General features: G+C 60.9%; 18 protein-coding genes. 13 read left to right on the top strand and 5 right to left on the bottom strand.

Going from position 1 to position 17,903, the window contains the following annotated elements; genetic code table 11:
• The first annotated feature begins 253 nt into the window (after positions 1–253).
• Complete coding sequence (locus EC919_RS25040) at positions 254–1,405, top strand: MFS transporter (protein ID WP_133776982.1); 1,152 nt, start codon at positions 254–256, stop codon at positions 1,403–1,405.
• 15 nt (positions 1,406–1,420) lie between these two features.
• On the opposite strand, the gene EC919_RS25035 is transcribed toward EC919_RS25040, so the two are convergent.
• Both EC919_RS25035 and EC919_RS25030 read right to left on the bottom strand, forming a co-directional pair.
• Positions 1,421–1,858: a carboxymuconolactone decarboxylase family protein gene (locus EC919_RS25035; RefSeq protein ID WP_133776981.1), complete on the bottom strand. Its 438-nt coding sequence runs from the start codon at positions 1,856–1,858 to the stop codon at positions 1,421–1,423.
• A 118-nt stretch (positions 1,859–1,976) separates the two neighbouring features.
• Positions 1,977–2,465 carry a multidrug/biocide efflux PACE transporter gene (locus tag EC919_RS25030; protein WP_133776989.1) on the bottom strand — a complete coding sequence of 163 codons (489 nt, stop codon included), beginning with the start codon at positions 2,463–2,465 and terminating at the stop codon, positions 1,977–1,979.
• A 120-nt stretch (positions 2,466–2,585) separates the two neighbouring features.
• Here EC919_RS25030 and EC919_RS25025 point away from each other — a divergent pair, with 120 nt between their 5' ends.
• Positions 2,586–3,473: a LysR family transcriptional regulator gene (locus tag EC919_RS25025; RefSeq protein ID WP_133776980.1), complete on the top strand. Its 888-nt coding sequence runs from the start codon at positions 2,586–2,588 to the stop codon at positions 3,471–3,473.
• 177 nt (positions 3,474–3,650) lie between these two features.
• Here the strand turns inward: EC919_RS25025 and EC919_RS25020 are convergent, their stop codons facing one another.
• Positions 3,651–4,577, bottom strand: a complete 927-nt coding sequence (locus tag EC919_RS25020) for a LysR family transcriptional regulator (protein WP_133776979.1) — start codon at positions 4,575–4,577, stop codon at positions 3,651–3,653.
• Between the two features lie 328 nt (positions 4,578–4,905).
• Between EC919_RS25020 and EC919_RS25015 the strand changes: the two genes are divergently transcribed.
• The 5 genes from EC919_RS25015 (at position 4,906) to EC919_RS24995 (ending at position 10,460) form a co-directional block, all read left to right on the top strand.
• Positions 4,906–5,634, top strand: a complete 729-nt coding sequence (locus tag EC919_RS25015) for a DUF969 domain-containing protein (RefSeq protein ID WP_133776978.1) — start codon at positions 4,906–4,908, stop codon at positions 5,632–5,634.
• Positions 5,631–6,581 (top strand): DUF979 domain-containing protein, encoded by a 951-nt coding sequence (locus EC919_RS25010; RefSeq protein ID WP_133776977.1) that lies wholly within the window; start codon positions 5,631–5,633, stop codon positions 6,579–6,581. The genes EC919_RS25015 and EC919_RS25010 overlap by 4 nt, the downstream gene beginning before the upstream one ends.
• 476 nt (positions 6,582–7,057) lie before the next feature.
• Positions 7,058–7,978 (top strand): ribokinase, encoded by a 921-nt coding sequence (gene rbsK, locus EC919_RS25005; protein WP_133776976.1) that lies wholly within the window; start codon positions 7,058–7,060, stop codon positions 7,976–7,978.
• A gap of 68 nt (positions 7,979–8,046) precedes the next feature.
• Positions 8,047–9,378 carry an L-fucose:H+ symporter permease gene (fucP, locus tag EC919_RS25000; protein WP_133776975.1) on the top strand — a complete coding sequence of 444 codons (1,332 nt, stop codon included), beginning with the start codon at positions 8,047–8,049 and terminating at the stop codon, positions 9,376–9,378.
• Positions 9,375–10,460, top strand: a complete 1,086-nt coding sequence (locus EC919_RS24995; protein ID WP_133776974.1) for an aldose 1-epimerase family protein — start codon at positions 9,375–9,377, stop codon at positions 10,458–10,460. The genes fucP and EC919_RS24995 overlap by 4 nt, the downstream gene beginning before the upstream one ends.
• 234 nt (positions 10,461–10,694) lie before the next feature.
• Here EC919_RS24995 and deoR read toward each other — a convergent pair whose 3' ends face one another.
• Positions 10,695–11,465 carry a DNA-binding transcriptional repressor DeoR gene (deoR, locus tag EC919_RS24990; RefSeq protein ID WP_166650627.1) on the bottom strand — a complete coding sequence of 257 codons (771 nt, stop codon included), beginning with the start codon at positions 11,463–11,465 and terminating at the stop codon, positions 10,695–10,697.
• 130 nt (positions 11,466–11,595) lie between these two features.
• On the opposite strand from deoR, the gene deoC reads away from it, so the two are divergent.
• From deoC to EC919_RS24970, 4 genes are all read left to right on the top strand, one after another.
• On the top strand, positions 11,596–12,276 hold the full coding sequence (gene deoC, locus EC919_RS24985; RefSeq protein WP_133776972.1) for a deoxyribose-phosphate aldolase: 681 nt from the start codon (positions 11,596–11,598) through the stop codon (positions 12,274–12,276).
• 175 nt (positions 12,277–12,451) lie between these two features.
• Positions 12,452–13,405, top strand: a complete 954-nt coding sequence (locus tag EC919_RS24980; RefSeq protein ID WP_243842338.1) for an alpha/beta hydrolase — start codon at positions 12,452–12,454, stop codon at positions 13,403–13,405.
• A 65-nt stretch (positions 13,406–13,470) separates the two neighbouring features.
• Entirely contained in the window at positions 13,471–14,310 is an 840-nt protein-coding gene (locus EC919_RS24975) for an AraC family transcriptional regulator (protein ID WP_432213848.1), read from the top strand.
• A 392-nt stretch (positions 14,311–14,702) separates the two neighbouring features.
• Positions 14,703–15,077 (top strand): cupin domain-containing protein, encoded by a 375-nt coding sequence (locus tag EC919_RS24970; protein WP_133776987.1) that lies wholly within the window; start codon positions 14,703–14,705, stop codon positions 15,075–15,077.
• 383 nt (positions 15,078–15,460) lie between these two features.
• Here EC919_RS24970 and EC919_RS24965 read toward each other — a convergent pair whose 3' ends face one another.
• Positions 15,461–16,393, bottom strand: coding sequence for a hypothetical protein (locus EC919_RS24965; RefSeq protein ID WP_065989501.1), 933 nt, complete (start codon positions 16,391–16,393; stop codon positions 15,461–15,463).
• A 343-nt stretch (positions 16,394–16,736) separates the two neighbouring features.
• On the opposite strand from EC919_RS24965, the gene EC919_RS24960 reads away from it, so the two are divergent.
• Positions 16,737–17,213: a GNAT family N-acetyltransferase gene (locus EC919_RS24960; protein WP_133776970.1), complete on the top strand. Its 477-nt coding sequence runs from the start codon at positions 16,737–16,739 to the stop codon at positions 17,211–17,213.
• Between the two features lie 350 nt (positions 17,214–17,563).
• Positions 17,564–17,824, top strand: coding sequence for a DUF1652 domain-containing protein (locus EC919_RS24955; RefSeq protein WP_133776969.1), 261 nt, complete (start codon positions 17,564–17,566; stop codon positions 17,822–17,824).
• Positions 17,825–17,903 lie beyond the last annotated feature (79 nt).

Genomic DNA, 17,903 nt, shown 5'->3' with positions numbered 1-17,903 from the left:
CGTTAGAGAGGAAAAGCATTGAAAAGCTGAAGGCTGCCCAAGGCATCCTTCAGCTATGACAAACTTTCCCCGGACACTAGTGACGCTCCGCGTGGGAATGCATCCTTTGACGCTCCGCGTCCGTGTCTTGAAGATCGATTGAGGCGTTCGTGAGGCCATTCCCTTCAACATCCCTTCTTCGGCATTGTTTCAAGCTTTGTTAGGCTGGTGCTGAAGCGGGCCATGACGGGCCGCTGTTTTCAAGGGAGTGGCAATGACCTCCATCAGCACCACAGCGCCTGTGGTTCCGGGACGGCTGGAGCAGTTTTCGACGCGGATCGCTTTTTTTGTCACCGGGTTCAGCATGTCGGCCTGGGCGCCGCTGGTGCCTTATGCGAAAAGCCGTTTAGGCCTGGACGATGCCGGCCTCGGGTTGTTGCTGTTGTGTCTGGGCATTGGTTCGATCGTTTCCATGCCGTTGGCCGGGGCAATGACGGTGCGTTACGGGTGTCGGCGTTTGATCGTGATGACGGGCGTGATCGCCTGTGTCTGCCTGCCATTGTTGGCGACCCTCGACTCGGTTCCGCTGATGGTCGCGACGCTGTTCGTCTACGGCGCGAGCATGGGCGCGCTGGGGTGCGTGACCAACATTCAGGCGATCATCGTCGAGCGGGCCAGCGGCAAGACCATGATGTCCGGGTTTCACGGCCTGTTCAGTTGCGGCGGGATTCTGGGGGCTGCGGGCGTTTCGGCGTTGTTGAGCGTCGGGGTCTGGCCATGGCTGGCGATGGCCTTTGTTGCGCTGTTCATTGCAATCGCGCTGTATAAGGCCGCGCCCCACTTATTGCCCTATGGCAGCGAGCCGGGCGGTCCGGCGTTTGCGATTCCCCGGGGCGTGGTGCTGTTCATCGGTTTGATGTGCTTCACGGTGTTCCTCACCGAAGGCGCAATGCTCGATTGGAGCGCGGTGTTCCTCAGCGCCCAGCGCGGTGTGGAACCGTCTTACGCAGGGTTCGGTTATGCGGTGTTCGCGCTGTTCATGGCGATCGGGCGTCTGTGCGGCGATCCAATTGTCCGGCGCCTCGGTGTGCACAAAATCATCCTGTTTGGCGGGCTGTGCGCGGCCGCCGGGATGACCGTCGCCACCTTGATTCCGGTCTGGCAGGCAGCGTTGTGTGGGTATGCGCTGGTGGGGATCGGCTGTTCCAACATCGTGCCGGTGTTTTACAGCGCGGTCGGCCGGCAGAAAACCATGCCGGAGAACGTGGCGGTCCCGGCGATCACCACATTGGGCTACATCGGGATTCTGATGGGGCCGGCCGGCATCGGTTTTGTTGCCCACCTCAGCAGCCTCGGCGCGGCGTTCATGATCATCGCCGTCATGCTGCTGGGTGTGGCCGTCAGCGGGCGGTTCTTGCGGGTGTGAGGCCAGTGACGGGAATCAGCTCGGCATCATCGCAAAGCCCACGCCGAAGCGGTTCCAGGCGTTGATGGTCGCGGCAGCGAGCGTGATGTTGACCACTTCCGCTTCGCTGTAATGCTTGAGCAACGCTTCGTACTGATCTTGCGGCGCCCGGTGCACGGGCAGCAGGGTCAGGCTTTCAACCCAGGCGAGCACGACTTTTTCCTTCTCGGTGAAGAACTCGGTTTCTTCCCACACGCTGAGGGTCTGCAGCCGGGCCTCGGTTTCGCCGGCCTTGCGTGCGTCGTTGGCGTGCATGTTGACGCAATAGGCACAGCCATTGAGCTGCGAGGCACGCAGACGGATCAGCTCCAGCAGCGAATGATCCAGCCCGGATTTGCTCAGCGCGGTCTCCAGCCCGACCATGGCTTTGTAGGCTTCCGGCGATTTCTGGGCCCAGGCGATTCGGTTGTTCATGATGGGTGCTCTCTTCAAAGTGGCCGGCGTAAGCCGCTGGACGTGGCGAAATGTTACGCCCGCCCTGCGGCCGGTCGAATAGCCAATGAAGGAGGTTTAGAGGAGACCAATTACGCGTTTATCGATCAGCAGCGCATGGCTGTGGACGGGCGAGCATCCGCTCGCGAACCCCGTCGTAGGCAAGGTTAAACAGCATCGTATACGGCAGATATAAGAGCACCAGACCAATGTCCAGGAGGAAGGCTTCCAGCAACGTGACCGACAGCCACCACGCCACCATCGGCACCACCAAAAAAACCAGCCCCCCTTCAAAGCCGACGGCATGCAGAGCCCGCGCCTTGAGCGTCAGGGCGAAACCCAAGCGGGCGCGCAGACGGTCGACCCCGGCGTTGAACACCATGTTCCAGAGCATGGCGACCGTGGAAATCATCACCGTCATCGCTCCCATTTTGCCGATGGACTGGCCGAGCACCCAGGCCAGCCCGGGCGCAAACATCAGCACGCCGATGAGCTCGAACAACAGCGCATGGAAGGCGCGCTCTCTAAGGGACTTGGTCGCAACGACCGGCTTCGCGGTCTTGTGGGGCGTGAGGGTGTGGAGAGGCATGTCGGTGATCACTTTGTCTCGGGCAGGTGTGCATTGTCGGGGCGCGATGGGCTAGAGTGAAAATCGGTCCCATCGGAAAAACCGATGGCGACGCCACATGCTCCTTTGAGGTGTCCACCTGTGAGCTATTCCCCCGAAGCACTCGAAGCGTTCGCCCAGACCATCGCGCTGGGTTCGTTCAGCGCCGCCGCACGGCGCCTGGGCAAGAGTCAATCGACCATCAGCGAGGCCATCTCGCGACTGGAGATCGATCTCGGTGTCGAACTGTTTGATCGATCAACCCGCCATCCGGCACTGACGGAAGCGGGCAGGGCGCTGGAAGGCCGCATTGAGGACGTGCTCGCTGCGTCCGACACATTGCGCCGCGCCGCGGGGCGTCTGGTGGAAGGGATGGAGCCGCGCCTGACGCTGGTGCTCTCCGACGCCAACCAGTTCGCTGAGTTTCAGGCGCGCATGACCGAGCTCGATCAGCGCTTTCCGGAGCTGGAACTGGAATGCGTATTTGCCGAACACGGCGACGCGATCAACCTGATCCAGACGGGAAGGGCATCCCTGGGTCTGCTGTCGGCCCAGGCTTCGTATCCGCCGGAAGTGGGTTACGCGACGATTGTCGAGCGCGCCGACTTCGGCATTTTCGTTTCCCACAACCACCCGCTGGCCGCTGAACAGGCCGTCGATTACCGTCATCTGGCGCAGCATCGGGCGTTACGCCTGAACACCATCGTCGACGAGAGCGTGCCCACCGACGACCTGCCCAGTGGCGCGCGACGTAGTTGGTCAGCGCCCAATTACCTGTTGTTGATGGACATGGCGATCTTCGGATTCGGCTGGTCGGCACTGCCGCGCTGGCTGGTCAGTACCTGCGGTCAGGGCCGGTTGAAGGAACTCACCGTGCCGGGCTGGCCGCGCAGCTCGGCGGTCGACGTGATCTGGTCCCGGCAAAAAAGCCTGGGCCCGGCAGGGACGTGGTTGCTGGACACCTTGCTGGAGGGGCGCGGCGGGTATTGAAAGCGGCTGCAGGTTGCACCCGCGACCCTGTCCTGTAGGCGCGTGGCTTGTCCCGCGATCGGCGGGGAACCCGTCGTAAACCTGTTAAACGCGGTGCATCTGGAGCACTGCGTCAGCCGGATTTGCTGCCGGTTCCCGGCAGATCGCGGGACAAGCCACGCTCCTACAGCTGCAGGTCTAATCCTGACTTCCTTCCAGGACAAAACCCGCCGGCATCTCCTGAGCGAAAGCGTTCACGACCTCGCGGGTCAGGCCGACGATGTCCTCCACCAACTCCATCCCCGCGCCGGTGCGCCAGCTGGCGACGATGTCCATCAGCGGCGGCAGCGGGACGTTCTCGATCAGCGTCAACGCGCCCTGGGCCAGTTCGCCATGGACCAGCGTCACTGGCAGCGCGCCGATGCCAAAGCCGTCACGGACCAGCCGGGTGATGGCCGAGACGGAGTTCACGCAGTTGATCCGCGGCGTGACGATGTTGGCGGTGTGCAGCATGTTGAGGATGTCCTGGTGCGGCCGAGAGTTGCGCGAGAACGTGACGATGCGCGCTTCGGCGATCTCTTCCAGGGTCACGTCCGCGCGGTCGAACGCCGAGCCGGTCGGCACCACCCAGCGCAGGGGATAGCGCGCCAGTACCGCGTTGCGCACGCTGTCGAAACGCAGCACGTCGGTCTGGAAAATGATGTCCTGATAACCCTTTTCCAGCTGCGAGCAGAGGTTGCTGGCGGTCTCGGCGGTGAGCTCGATTTCCAGGTTCGGGTAACACTTCATCAGGCGTGTTACCAAGGGGCTGAGCCAGGTGTGTATCACCGTATCCATGGCGCCGATGCGGATTCGGCCGCGCACCTGGCTCGGGTCCTTGATGGCCGCCTTCATGCTTTGCATGGTGTCCATAATGTGCTCGGCGTATTCGAGCACGCGCACGCCCTCTTGGGTCAGCGACACGCCCCTGGAATCCCGGACGAACAGGCGCACGCCCATTTCATCTTCCAGCGCGGCGATGCGGCTGGAGATGGAGGCCTGGGTGCTGAACAGTTTTTCCGCCGTCAGACGAAAGCTTTTCAGCCGTGCGACCCAGACGAAGGTTTCCAGAAACTTGAGATTCACCGAGGGGTTTCCTTGAGCAATTGAGCGCCGGCTGACATTCAGTATGACCTGCGATCGACACATCCTGGCCGGCACGACCTGTGCAAACTGAGCACTGGAACAGCAGGTTACATGCCACCCCGGCAACAGAAAATCTTATGGCCCATAGCGGGTTTTTCCCGTTGGACGCCCCGGCGTGACTGCGGTGCCATGAGGCAGCGGCACGGTGACCTCGTCGAGCCTGGGCTGAGCCTGGCCTGGGCATACGTGCTGCCATCCGCTCGTTTCTCGAACATGTTCCTCATTCGTGCCCCAGCAAGGTACCGCCACTGCCAACGAGAACCCCATCATGCAAACCGCTATCAACCTCTGGCCGCTGCTTGGCGTGCTGGTCATCGTTCTGGGCTTTGTCCTGCGTTTCAACCCGATGCTGGTCGTGGCGCTCGCCGCCCTGGCCACCGGCCTTGCCGACAGCATGCCGCTGGAAACCATTCTGGCGACCATCGGCACGGGCTTCATCAAAACCCGCACGCTGCCGCTGATCATCCTTCTGCCGCTGGCGGTGATCGGTCTGCTCGAACGCCACGGCCTGCGTTTGCATGCGCAGAACTGGATCGCCCGGTTCACCGGCGCCACGGCCGGACGCCTGTTGATCGCCTACCTGTTCGTGCGCGAAACCACTGCAGCCCTTGGGCTGACCAGCCTTGGCGGCCACCCGCAGATGGTGCGGCCGTTGCTCGCGCCCATGGCCGAAGGCGCCGCTGAATCGCGTTTCGGCAAGTTGCCCGAGGCGTTGCGCATCAAGCTGCTGGCGTTGTGCGCGGCGACCGACAATGTCGGGCTGTTCTTCGGCGAAGACATCTTTGTCGCGTTCGGGGCGATTGCGTTGATGCACACCTTTCTGCTCGGCTCCGGCATTGATGTCGACCCGATGCACATCGCCTTCTGGGGAATACCGACAGCGATCTGCGCGTTCGTCATCCACGCCATTCGCTTGCACCGTTTCGATCAGCGCCTGAACCGTGAGCTGACGGTGCTGCCGCAGGCCGCTGCGGTCGACAAGGAGCTGGCGCGATGATTATTTCCATTCAATACTTGTACTGGCTGGCAGGCGTGATTCTGGCGATCACGGCATTCATGACCGCGACCGATCGGAGCAATCCCAAGCGCTGGACCACGGGAATGTTCTGGGGATTGTTCGCCATCGCGTTTCTGGTGGGTGAGAAGCTGCCACCCGTCTGGGTGGGCGTCGGCGTGATCGTCATGGCAGTGATCGCCGGGTTCGGCGGTGTGGGTTTCGGCCAGCACGAAAACCTCAACGACCGGGCTCGGCGGGAGAGTGCAGGGCGCTTGAAGAACAAGCTGTTCATTCCGGCGCTGGCGATTCCTCTGGTGACGGTAATCGGTGCGGTGCTGCTGAAGAACATCAAGTTTGGCGATGTCTTTCTGCTGGACCCGGCCAACAGCACGTTCGTGTCCCTGGGCATTGGCAGTCTGGTGGCGCTGGCCCTGGCCTGCTGGCTTACCCGCGACACGCCGGTGCAGGCCATGCGCGAATCGCGGCGCCTGACCGAAGCGTTGGGTTGGGCGCTGGTGCTGCCGCAGATGCTGGCGATGCTCGGCCTGGTGTTCAACGACGCGGGCGTCGGCAAGGCCGTGGCGCACCTGGCGACGGCCTACATCAACCTGGATTTTCGCCTCGTCGCGGTGATGGTGTATGTGCTGGGCATGGCGCTGTTCACCATCGTCATGGGCAACGGTTTCGCGGCGTTTCCGGTGATGACCGGCGGCATCGGGGTGCCGGTGCTGGTGGGCATGTACGGCGCCAATCCGGCGGTCATGGCCGCCATTGGCATGTTCTCGGGCTACTGCGGCACGCTGATGACGCCGATGGCGGCGAACTACAACCTGATTCCCGCAGCGTTGCTGGAATTGCCCGACAAGTACGCCGTGATCAAAGCGCAAATCCCCACCGCGCTAGCGATGCTGGTGGCGAACATTCTGCTGCTGTATTTCCTGATGTAGTTGCCCATTTCCTGATGCAATTGCAGCGCTTGCACGGATGCTTTCGCGGGCAAGCGCGCTCCTACGGCCTTCGGCCAGAATCTAACGCCACGCCATCGCTTGCCTCGCTTATCGCGCTCTGTGTAGGAGCGCGCTTGCCCGCGATCTGTCGCGAAGCGGCAGCAAAATACGCAACCTCTACTCAGCAGATTCCTTGGCACGTCCGCTCCACTCACGCCCTTTGCCCCGCAATAAATTCCCTCATCGCAAACGTTTGCGCGAATCCGTGGTCTGTACGACCGGTGGCTGCAATCCCTCTGCCTCAGTGCTTACCACAGGCGTTCGGGTAGTGCTTTCTGACCAAGACAACAAACCGCATGTCTTGCTCCGAAGAAATAGGTTGAATAGTCACACAAAATGTTATTTAAATAACAAAAATAAAACCGCGACGGCGGCTCATTCTTCGGGCCCAGCGCGTGAACAAGGTACTCACACACATGAACAAGATCGCGGTCATCGGCAGCAACATGGTGGATTTGATCACCTATATCGACCGGATGCCGGCGCAGGGCGAGACCCTCGAAGCACCGAATTTCGCCATGGGCTGCGGCGGCAAGGGCGCCAATCAGGCCGTTGCGGCGGCCAAGCTGGGCGCTGACGTGTTGATGCTGAGCAAAGTCGGCGACGACATGTTCGCCGACAACACCCTGGCCAATTTCCAGCGTTATGGCATCGATACCCAGTTCGTCCAGCGCGTCGCCGGTGTTTCAAGCGGCGTCGCGCCGATCTTCGTGCAGAGCGATTCCCACAACAGCATCCTCATCGTCAAAGGCGCCAATGCGCACCTGAAACCTGCGGACATCGACGCTGCCCAGGCCGCGTTGCGCGATTGCAAACTGATTGTGCTGCAGCTGGAAATCGAGCTGGAGACGGTCTACTACGCCATCGAATTCGCCAAGGCCAACGGTATTCCGGTCCTGCTCAATCCTGCGCCTGCCGTCAAAGGCTTGAGCCGCGAGCACCTGTCGCAGCTGGACTTTTTCATCCCCAACGAAACCGAATTGGCGCTGGTCACCGGGCGGGTTATCGACTCGGTGGATTCGGCCCGCGCGGCCGCCCTGCAATTGGTGCAGGACGGCATTCGTCACGTCATCGTCACCCTGGGTGAAAAGGGCGCGCTGTATGTCGGCGAAGAAGGCGAATTTCGTGTTGAAGGCATCAAGGTCGATGCCCGCGACACCACCGGCGCAGGCGACGCGTTCATCGGTTGTTTTGCCCGCCATTGGAGCGAAGACGGCGACATGCGCAACGCCATGACCCGTGCGGTGGCCTATTCCGCCTGCTCGGTCACCGGCCTCGGCACCCAGAGTTCCTACCCGGACGCTGCCGCGTTCAGCCACTTTCTCGACACCCTTTGAGCCGCCGCGCCCTGCCGATCAGCTGATCGGCGGGCCGGGGTATTTCCTGTACTTCCCGGAGAACAACAATGACAAAGCCCGCGCTCCAACAATCACCGGACGGGTTCTACCTGAACCGCACGCCATGGTTCGCCTTCCTCCTGCTGTGCTGCTGCTTCGCACTGTGGGCGGCGGCCGCGAGCATGAACGACGTGCTCATCGCGCACTTCAAGAAAGCCTTCCTGCTCAGCGATGTGCAGACCTCCTTCGTGCAGTCGGCGTTCTACCTCGGTTACTTCTTCGTGGCGATTCCGGCGGCGATGGTCGTCAGACGTTTCAGCTACAAGACCACCATCCTCATCGGTCTGGTGTTGTACATGGCGGGCTGCTCGTTGTTCTTCCCGGCAGCGTCGATGGCCAAATACGGCATGTTCCTGATGGCGCTGTTCGTCATCGCGGCCGGCCTGGCTTTCCTCGAAACCGCCTGCAACACCTACTCGACGCTGATGGGCCCGCGTGAAACCGGCACCCGTCGCCTGAACATTTCCCAGACCTTCCACCCGTTCGGCGCGATGACCGGCGTGTACGTCGGCAGCTTCGTGATGTTCAAGGACACCGACGCCACCCGCGAGCAGTTGACGCAGATGAGCGCCTCGGAAGCCGCCGTCCAGCAATTGCAGATGATTCAGTCCACGCTGCTGCCGTACAAATGGATGATCGCGGTGCTGGTCCTGATGTTCGTGTTGATCGCGTTCACCAAGTTTCCGGCGTGCAAGGGCAAGGTCACGGCCAACGTCAAATCGAGCAGCATCGGCCAGAGCCTGTCGCGTCTGTGGCGCAACCCGCGCTTCACCTTCGGCGTGCTGGCGCAGTTTCTGTACGTGGGCGCGCAAGTGGGCGTGTGGAGTTTCACCATTCGTTTGGCCATGCAGATGGGCGGGATGAACGAACGCAGCGCCTCGTGGTTCCTGCTGACCACCTTCGCCGCCTACTTCGTCGGCAAGATGGTCGCCAACCTGCTGATGCGCAAAATGTCCCCGGCCAAGGTGCTGGCGATCTACGGCGTGCTGGCCATTGTGCTGCTGGCCTACACGATTCTGGTGCCGAACATCAGCGCGGTGTATGCGGCGGTGGGTGTGAGTATTTTCCTGGGTCCGTGCTGGCCGACCATTTATGGCCTGACCATCGACGGTCTGGGTGAGGACACTGGCGTCGGCGGTTCGCTGCTGGTGATGAGTATTGTGGGCGGCGGCGTGATGCCAATCTTCCAGGGCCTGCTCTCCGACGCCACCGGCGGAAACATGCAGATTGCCTACACCGTGCCGCTGCTGTGTTTCGTGGCGATCGTCGCGTATGCCATCAAGTGCATGCGTGATCCGCTGCCGGCCCAGGCACCGGTAGGTGCGGTGACGGCATCATGATAGCGAGCGAAAAGCGCACCACGATTGCGCTGTACCCGGAGCTGTTCAGCGGCGATGAAAAGACCTTGCTGTCATCCGCTGACTTCCGCGTGCTGGCCTGGACCTATCCCAGCGGCGTGAAAGCCCTGGCGCTGGAAAATGATCGCGGCCGGGTCGTGGTGCTGCCTTATCAGGGGCAAATGGTCTGGTCAGCGGTGTTCGATGGCTGCGACCTGACCATGCGCAACATGTTCGAACAACCGCGCCCGAGCCCGACAGTCATCGGCACCTATGGCTGTTTCATGTTCCACAGCGGCCTTTTGCGCAGCGGCTGCCCGACGCCGGAAGACGATCACCCGCTGCATGGCGAAATGCCCTGCGCGCCGATGGACAGTGCCTGGCTGGAAATCGGCGAGGACAGTGGCGGCGCGTTTCTGCGCATCGGCGGTGAGTACGAATACGTGATGGGCTTCGGCGACCACTACCGCGCCAGGCCCAGCGTGACCTTGCGCCGGGGCTCTGCGCTGTTCGACATCGGCATGGACGTGCGCAACCTGGCCGGCAAGCCGATGGAGCTGATGTACATGGCCCACATGAATTACGCCTACGTCGACGGCGGACGTTTCGTCGAGCCATTGGGCATGGCGGGTACGCGGGTCCGCAGCAGTGTGCCGGCCCACGTCAAGCCGACCCCGGCGTGGTCGACGTACATGGCCGAACTGACAGAAGACCCTTCGCGACTGGAAACCCTGAGCACGCCTGAGCTGTACGATCCGGAGATCGTCTGCTTCTTCGACGGCGTGCAGGCGGACGCCCAGGGCCATGCGCATTTCCTGCTCAAGCACCCTGAAGGCCCGGCGTTCTACACGCGTTATCAGCCTGCGCAGTTCGATCATGGGGCGAGGTGGATTTTGCACAACGCAGATCAGCAGGTGGCGGCGTTTGTGCTGCCGGCGACCTGTGAGCCCGAGGGGTATCTGGCGGAAAAGGCCAAAGGCAATGTGCGTTTGTTGGGCGTGGGGGAGAGCGCGTCGTTCAGCGTGACGACGGGGTATCTGGGGGCTGAGGAAGTGCAGAAGCTGGAAAGCGATCTGAAACGCTGACGGCCTCTTTGTCGACCAAATGTCGAGCGGGTGCGCCGTCACTGTTGGAGCTGCTGCCCAAATGCAGGGTCTGTACGCAGTCCCTGTAGGAGCTGCTGGAGGTTACGACAGTGGCGAACGCGGTGGGTCAGTTGCGAATTCGCTGACAGACAGGTCGCGTTCGCCAGCAAGGTTGAGCGCCACCCCGGCGGCTCCTACGGAATCGGCGCTCGCCAAAACAAGGCGGCGTCTTGCCTAAACCACCCAACGCGCCCCATAACCCTCAATCAAATCCCGATACGCCTTCGGCAGCTTCTTGTCGCTGACCACCACATGAAAGTCCTGCAACGTCGCGAAATGCGCCGTGCGCACGGCATCAAATTTGGAATGATCGGCCAGCAACATGCAGTGCCGGGCCTGGCGCAGGACCTTTTGCTTCACCTCCACTTCGTTGAAGTTGAAGCAAGTCACGCCCAGCTCGTCGCTGACCCCGGCTGCGGACACGAACGCCCAGGTCAGGCGGATGCCATCCAGAATGCTCGCTTCGCTGTGGTGTTCGAACACCTGATTCTTGCGGTGAAAGGTGCCGCCGCACAGCACGATGGAACAGTTGGGTTTCTGCTGCAGCTTGAGCAGGACGTTGAGGGAGTTGCACACGGCGGTGAATTCCAGCTCGTCCGGGATAAAGTCGATGACGAATGGGACCGTCGTGCCGCAGTCGAAAAACACCGTGTCGCCGGGCTGAATGAACGCGGCGGCGAGCTTGCCGATCCGGCGCTTTTCCTCGACGTGGCGGGTGTCTTGCTCGGTGACCTTGTAATCACTCGCCTCGGACGGATCAAAGGCCAGGGTGATGTGCCCGCCCAACAGATGGAATTTGTCGGGGTGCCGGGTCAGGTCCCGGCGCAGGGTCATCTCCGAAACGTCCAGCAGGGCGGCCATTTCCTTCAGGTGAATGGCCTTCTGATCTTGCAGGGCTTGCTGGATCAGCTTGATACGGTCGGATTTTTTACTGTCCACGGGCATTCCGATTGTCGAATGGATGTGGTAAAAAAATAACATTCATTGTTATATTTACAACATAAAATGATGCGCTCAGGCATGAAGCTTAAAGCGTGTCGCCGGTTACCGCCTCACTATCAGGAAACGATTGGCCATGAAGATCGAACCCGCAGCACTCGCCCAGTACATCGACCACACCTTGCTGGCCGCCGACGCCAGCCGCGAGCAGATCGCAACCCTGTGCCGCGAAGCTCAGGAGCACGGATTCTATTCGGTGTGCGTGAATTCTGGCCAGGTGCCCTATGCCGCCTCGTTGCTTGAAGGGCAGGCCGTCAAGGTCTGCGCCGTGGTCGGCTTTCCACTGGGAGCCGGGTTGAGCGACACCAAGGCGTTTGAGGCGAAGCAGGCCATCGCCGCCGGCGCGGGCGAGATCGACATGGTCCTGAACATCGGCTGGCTGAAGGACGGATTGTTCGACGAAGTGCGGGACGACATCGCCGCCGTTGAGGGCGCCTGTGGCGCGGTGCCGCTAAAGGTCATCTTCGAGACCTGCCTGCTGGACGACGCGCAGAAAACCCGCGCCGCCGAGATCTGCCGTGACCTCAACGTCGCCTTCGTCAAGACCTCCACCGGCTTCAGCCGCAGCGGCGCGACCCTGGAAGACGTCGCCCTGATGCGCAAGGTCGTGGGGCAGGGCGTTGGCGTGAAAGCGTCCGGCGGCGTGCGTGATTATGCGACGGCGGTGGCGATGATTGAGGCTGGCGCAACGCGACTGGGCACCAGCTCCGGTATCGCCATCGTCAGTGGCGCGGCGGCTTCGGGCTCGGGTTACTGATTCTGTAGCCCAGGCAGGGTTCGGTGCTGCCCCCGGCGCGGCATCTTTCCCGGTTGGTCTGGGCCTTTCGACAGAGGCTCGCGACAGAAGCCTTTCGCCGAAAAGAGCAGGACCCGCCCCGCCAATGAGTGGCAAACTGCCGGTGCACTCACCTCTGCACCGGACACCTTTTTCAATGCGAACATTCTCCCTGGCGCGGCTCAAGGCCCGCTGGTTTTTCTGGCTGTGTATGGTGCTGATCGTCGTCGGTCTGCCGGTCGGTTGCGCAGCGTTGCAGCACAAAGAGCGGGAGCTGGTCTTCATGATCGATCCCGGCACGGCGAGCTGGTACCAGGGCCTGCCGTCCGACGTGCAGGAGCTTGAGCTCAAGGGGCCGTCGTTCGGCCTGGGGCAGAACATCCATGCCTGGTGGTGGCCTTCGGACAAGAAGGACGCCCCGGCCATCCTTTATCTGCATGGCGCGCGCTGGAACCTCACCGGCCAGTTGTTTCGCATCGAACAACTGCGCGCCCTCGGGTTTTCCATCCTCGCCATCGACTACCGCGGTTTCGGCCAGAGCAAGGGCCAGTTGCCGTCGGAAGCGTCGGTCTACGAAGACGCGCGCATCGCCTGGGAACGCCTGAAGCAGATTCAACCCGACCCGCAAAAGCGCCTGATCTATGGGCATTCGCTGGGTGGCGCCGTGGCGGTCGACCTCGCCGCCGAACTGGGCCGGGATGCGCAAAAAGGCGACGGGCCGATTCAGGCGCGCGGCCTGATCATCGAATCGACCTTCACCAACCTCGCCGACGTCGCGTCCTCCGTCGCCAGCAAACGCACCTCGTTGCCGGTGCGCTGGCTGATCTCGCAGAAATTCGACTCCATCGACAAGATCGCCGACGTGCACATGCCGGTGCTGATCGTGCATGGCACGGCGGATCAGTTCGTCGCGCCGCAGTTCAGCGAAGCGCTGTTCGAGGCCGCGCAGGAGCCGAAGAATCTGCTGATGGTGCCGGGCGGCAACCACAACAACAGCATGAATCTTGGACGCGAGGCGTACGGCCAGGCGATCCAGAATCTGCTCAGCGAGAAGCCACCGGCGGTGCATGCGTCCAACGCATCGGCGGCGTTGCTCAAACAACCCGGTTAGCCTTTTTCACGACGGCGGCCGGTGTCTTTCAATGCTCCTGCCGCCAACTGCCGCGAGCGCTGCCGATGGACTCACATGGAGACGAAGACGCTCACATGACCCATTCCGCGCGGGACTGGGTGCTGCGTGCCGCGCCACTGCCGCAGATCGAGCGGATCGAAGCGTATTTTCACGGGCACGGTTTCGAGATGCACCGCCACGACACTTACGCCATCGGCCACACGATGTCGGGGGTGCAGAGCTTTCAGTACGGCAAGGAGCGGGTCGACAACCTGCCGGGACGGACGATGGTGCTGCACCCCGACGAAGCCCATGACGGCCACGCCGGGACTGAAGACGGCTTTCGCTACCGGATGTTCTACCTGGAACCAGCAATGATCCAGCAGGTGCTCGGTGGCAAGCCGCTGCCGTTCATCAAAGGCGGGGCGTCCAGTGATCCGCGCCTGTTCAGGGCGACCCAGGCGCTGCTTTCGGACCTGAACACTGCGCTGGATCCTCTCGAACTGGACGACGCGATCTACGACCTCGCCATCGCCCTGCAAGGGGCAGCCGGTATGCGCAAGGGCCGTCAGACCGTCAATTACGCCGGCGCGCAACGGGCGCGGGAAATGCTCATGGCCAGTCTGGAACAGGGCGTCAGCCTGACCGATCTGGAACAGGCCAGCGACACCGATCGCTGGCGCCTGTCCCGGGATTTCCGCGTGCTGTTCGGCACCACGCCTTACCGCTATCTGACCCTGCGCCGGCTGGACCTCGTCCGCCATTCGATATCCCTGGGCGTGTCGCTGAGCGATGCATCGGTGATGGCGGGGTTCTCCGACCAGAGCCACATGACACGGCATTTCGTGAAGACCTTCGGTTATCCGCCGGGGCAGTGGTTGAAGATGTTGGCGGCGCGCGCATAGCGGGTTCGGCTTCAGCCGGGAATGCGTGAGGCGTCACGCCGCAAACTTGATGGCGTACACACCGGCTTCTTCCCGGCTAAAGCCGGTCCCACTGACTGCACGCCATTGCACTGTAGGAGCCGGCTTGCTGGCGAAGGCGTTAGGTCAGGCGCTGCGGCAGCGAAAATCAAACCGGTTTCGCCAGCAAGCCGGCTCCTACGAATCCATCCGGCCCGGCCTGTTCAGTGCTGCAGAACGGATGGCGTACCCACCGGGTTCTTCCCGGCTAAAGCCGGTCCCACAGAGAAAGCGCGCGCTGGAAGGGCCACCGTGCAATAACGTACAAGACCCCCGCCGGCCTTCGCGCTTAGATTGGCTCTACATCAAACCCTGTCGGAGCCGCCATCGTGTCCATGTCCAGCACCCAGCACACCCCCATCAATTTCGCCCAGAAATACAGCCTGTTCACCGAACAGTGGCAGCCAAAGGTCATCGCGCAGATGAACGACTACCAGTTCAAGCTGGCGCGGCTGGAAGGGGAGTTTCTCTGGCACAGCCACGCTGACACCGACGAAACCTTCATCGTGATCGAAGGCTGTTTGCGCATCGATTTTCGCGACGGTTTCGTCGAACTCAACGCGGGCGAGCTGTATGTGGTGCCCAAGGGCGTCGATCACAAACCCTACGCCGAGAAGGAAGTGAAGCTGATGCTGATCGAGCCTAGCGGCGTTATCAACACCGGCAGCGACACCAACGACCGCACCGCGCAGAACGATGTCTGGATCTGATTACGCCTCGGGAGCAGGCAGCAACATCGAAATCAGCGGCCTGACGGCTCTGCGCAGCGCCTTTCATCTTCCTACGCAAAAAGTCCAGACGACATCGCGACGTGGGTGCATGGCCCAACCGAGAGCAAGCCATTTTGCTTACTTTTGGTTGTTCCCGCTCCCGGCTTTTCAAAAGTAAGTCACCGATGGCGAACAATCTGCCCCCAAGCAGAGGCGCCACCAACTTTTCACCAGACGAAAAAAATCCGCGCTGCCTTTAAGAGAACAGCGCGGATCTTTAATCAATTACTCAATCAATGCACAAAGAGCGCAATCAGAATAATGATAGGGATTGGAATGCCGAGGAACCACAGAAGTAGTGAACGCATGATGACTCTCCTTAATCAGCGAATGCTGGAAGTATTGGAATAAGCACGGGTTTCGACATACGTCACCGCATCACGACGACGACCACCCCAGATGGCGGCAAGGCTTGCCACGAACGCACCGCACAGCAGCGAAACGAATGTCCACAGCGCAGCCGTTGCAGCGGCCTTCGCGGCAGCATCGGCAGCTTGTTGAGCTTTGAGTTTGGCATCGGCTACAGCTTGTTTGGCCTGACCATAAACCTGATCAACACGCGCCTGGGCATCGGCCTGACTCATGTTGGTCCGCTGAGCGACCAGCTGTGCCAGGTAGGTACGGTCTTCCGGAGCCAGCTGACCATCGTTGGCCATCGTCTTGGTGAAGATGCGCACCACAACGCCATGGGCAGCATCATCGCTGACAGCGGCAGGACGATCGTCGCGGAACAGCGAATCGATGTAGTAGCCATACTGATCGCTGCTGGTATTGCCCGCTGCAGAACCGGCTGCAGTGGCGGCAGTACCTGCAACACCGGCGACCGCAGTGGCGCCGGCTTTGACGCCGCTGCCGACGATGCCGCTGACCGAACCGACGATCAACACGGCAGCCACCAGCGTAGCGACAGCCCACGACAGGAAGCCGTGCGCGGTGTCACGGAAGTAAACTTCGTCACCGTGCATATTGGCCCATTTGACGCGCAGACGGCCGGCAAGATAACCACCGAGGCCCGATGCCACGATCTGCGTCAGCGCAAGCCAGACAACCGTGGAAATACCGATGGTTTTCGCGCTGGCCCCTTCGTTGGCCCAAGGCGACATCGCCGAGAAACCGAGACCCGACCCCAGCAGAACCAGGATAAGGGACAAGGCAGCGGCGCCGGCAGCGCCAGCAAAGATGGCACCCCAGGACACGCCTGAGACCGAGGAGGATTCTTCTACAGCGGCAGGATAAGAATCAGGTGAGACGTTCATTGTGCTGCTCCGTGCGAATGATGTTGTACTTCTCACCAATACGGTGCACTGCCTGTGCCAGACGCGAAATATAGTAAAACGCTATATAAATCAATAACCTGCAAATTAATGAATTCCTTGAAGTCGTGCAAAATGCATGAACCTCTTAAAAGAGCGGATGCGTTCTGCCCGGTGAAGGGATTTCCATGAGAGTCAAAGGTTTGCGGCTCTCTCCTGCGGCGAATTCCGCCGACTCGCAACATTCCGGCACATTTCTGCCTGAATGGTGTCTTATAACGTCAGCCCCGCGGGTTGACGGCTATAGTCCGCCCACGGCTCCTGTTTCTTCGAGAGGTAACCCAGCATGTTTGTCCATCGCCCCCTGGAAGAAAAAGACATCCCTTTCATCTGCGACATGCCTCAGAGCATCGACGAACTCTTCTATATGTTCCCCAAGGCGGTTTTCCCGCTCACCCCGGAGCAGTTGACCGAGTCTATCGAGCAGCGCTCGGACAACACGGTCATCGAACTGGACGGCCAGGTCGTGGGCTTCGCCAACTTCTCCCGCTATGACTTCAGAGGCCGTTGCTCCATGGGCAACGTCATCATTGACCCGCGCTTTCGCTCCAAGGGTGTTGGCCGCTACATGATCGGCTGCATGATGGAACTGGCGTTCGGCAAGCACGAAGCGGCGGAACTGACCGCTTCCTGCTTCAACCATAATGTCCCGGGGTTGCTCTTCTACCCTAAGCTGGGTTTCAAGCCTTTCGCCATTGAAGAGCGCCTGGACAAGAAAGGCGCTCGAGTTGCGCTTATCCATCTCAAGCTGCCTCGAAATTAACCCGCGGCATCGATCAACCACTTCATTCGTCGGGCGCTTCACGGGTGGCCGACGAATGGATGAGAGCACCTCAACGCACGTTCCAGACACTTAATCCGAGTATCCCGCCAATTAAACGATTTACCGGGGCCTTTGTGTTCCGGTGAATCGATTTTCCTCAGGCAGCCTGCATCTGAGTGCGGGCAATGGCGGTTGTTTGCTTCACCCTTGGGCGCGGCGTATAACTTGGATAGCCTTGTTTGACGAGTGCAGACAGGGCATGGGAAACATTTCCAATTCGTGGAAATGGTTATTTATAGTCAGGCGAGTGGCTGAAAGCATCACGCAGTCCTGCCTGCGGAGGATTGACGATGATTGCCTGTACGCTCTCCAACCTTGAACTGCGCAGCATCATAGAAAGTGCGTTTCTGCCCCTGCGTTGCAATTGCACCGTGTGTGAGGATGTGATGACTGTGGAAGTCATCGACCCTGCCACCGAGCATGTCGACCTGTTCGTTTCCAATATTGCCCTGGATTCCCTCGATAACAGTCACGCCCTGTGCGTGCTGATCCGAGACCTCCAGTCCGAGCTCGAAAAGGCCAGGCATTATCCCCACGCGTTGGCGAGCTAAGGGGCAGGGCTCTAGCAAAAATCGCCGTTGGGCCTTATGTTGGTCCGCATCGGCCATAAGAGGCCAGGCGGGATATTGA

It is taken from the genome of Pseudomonas graminis (genome assembly GCF_004364335.1).
In the GTDB taxonomy this organism is placed as follows: Bacteria; Pseudomonadota; Gammaproteobacteria; order Pseudomonadales; family Pseudomonadaceae; genus Aquipseudomonas; species Aquipseudomonas graminis_D.
Note: the sequence above shows the minus strand (reverse complement) of the source record. Positions and strands in the feature narration are given on the sequence as shown.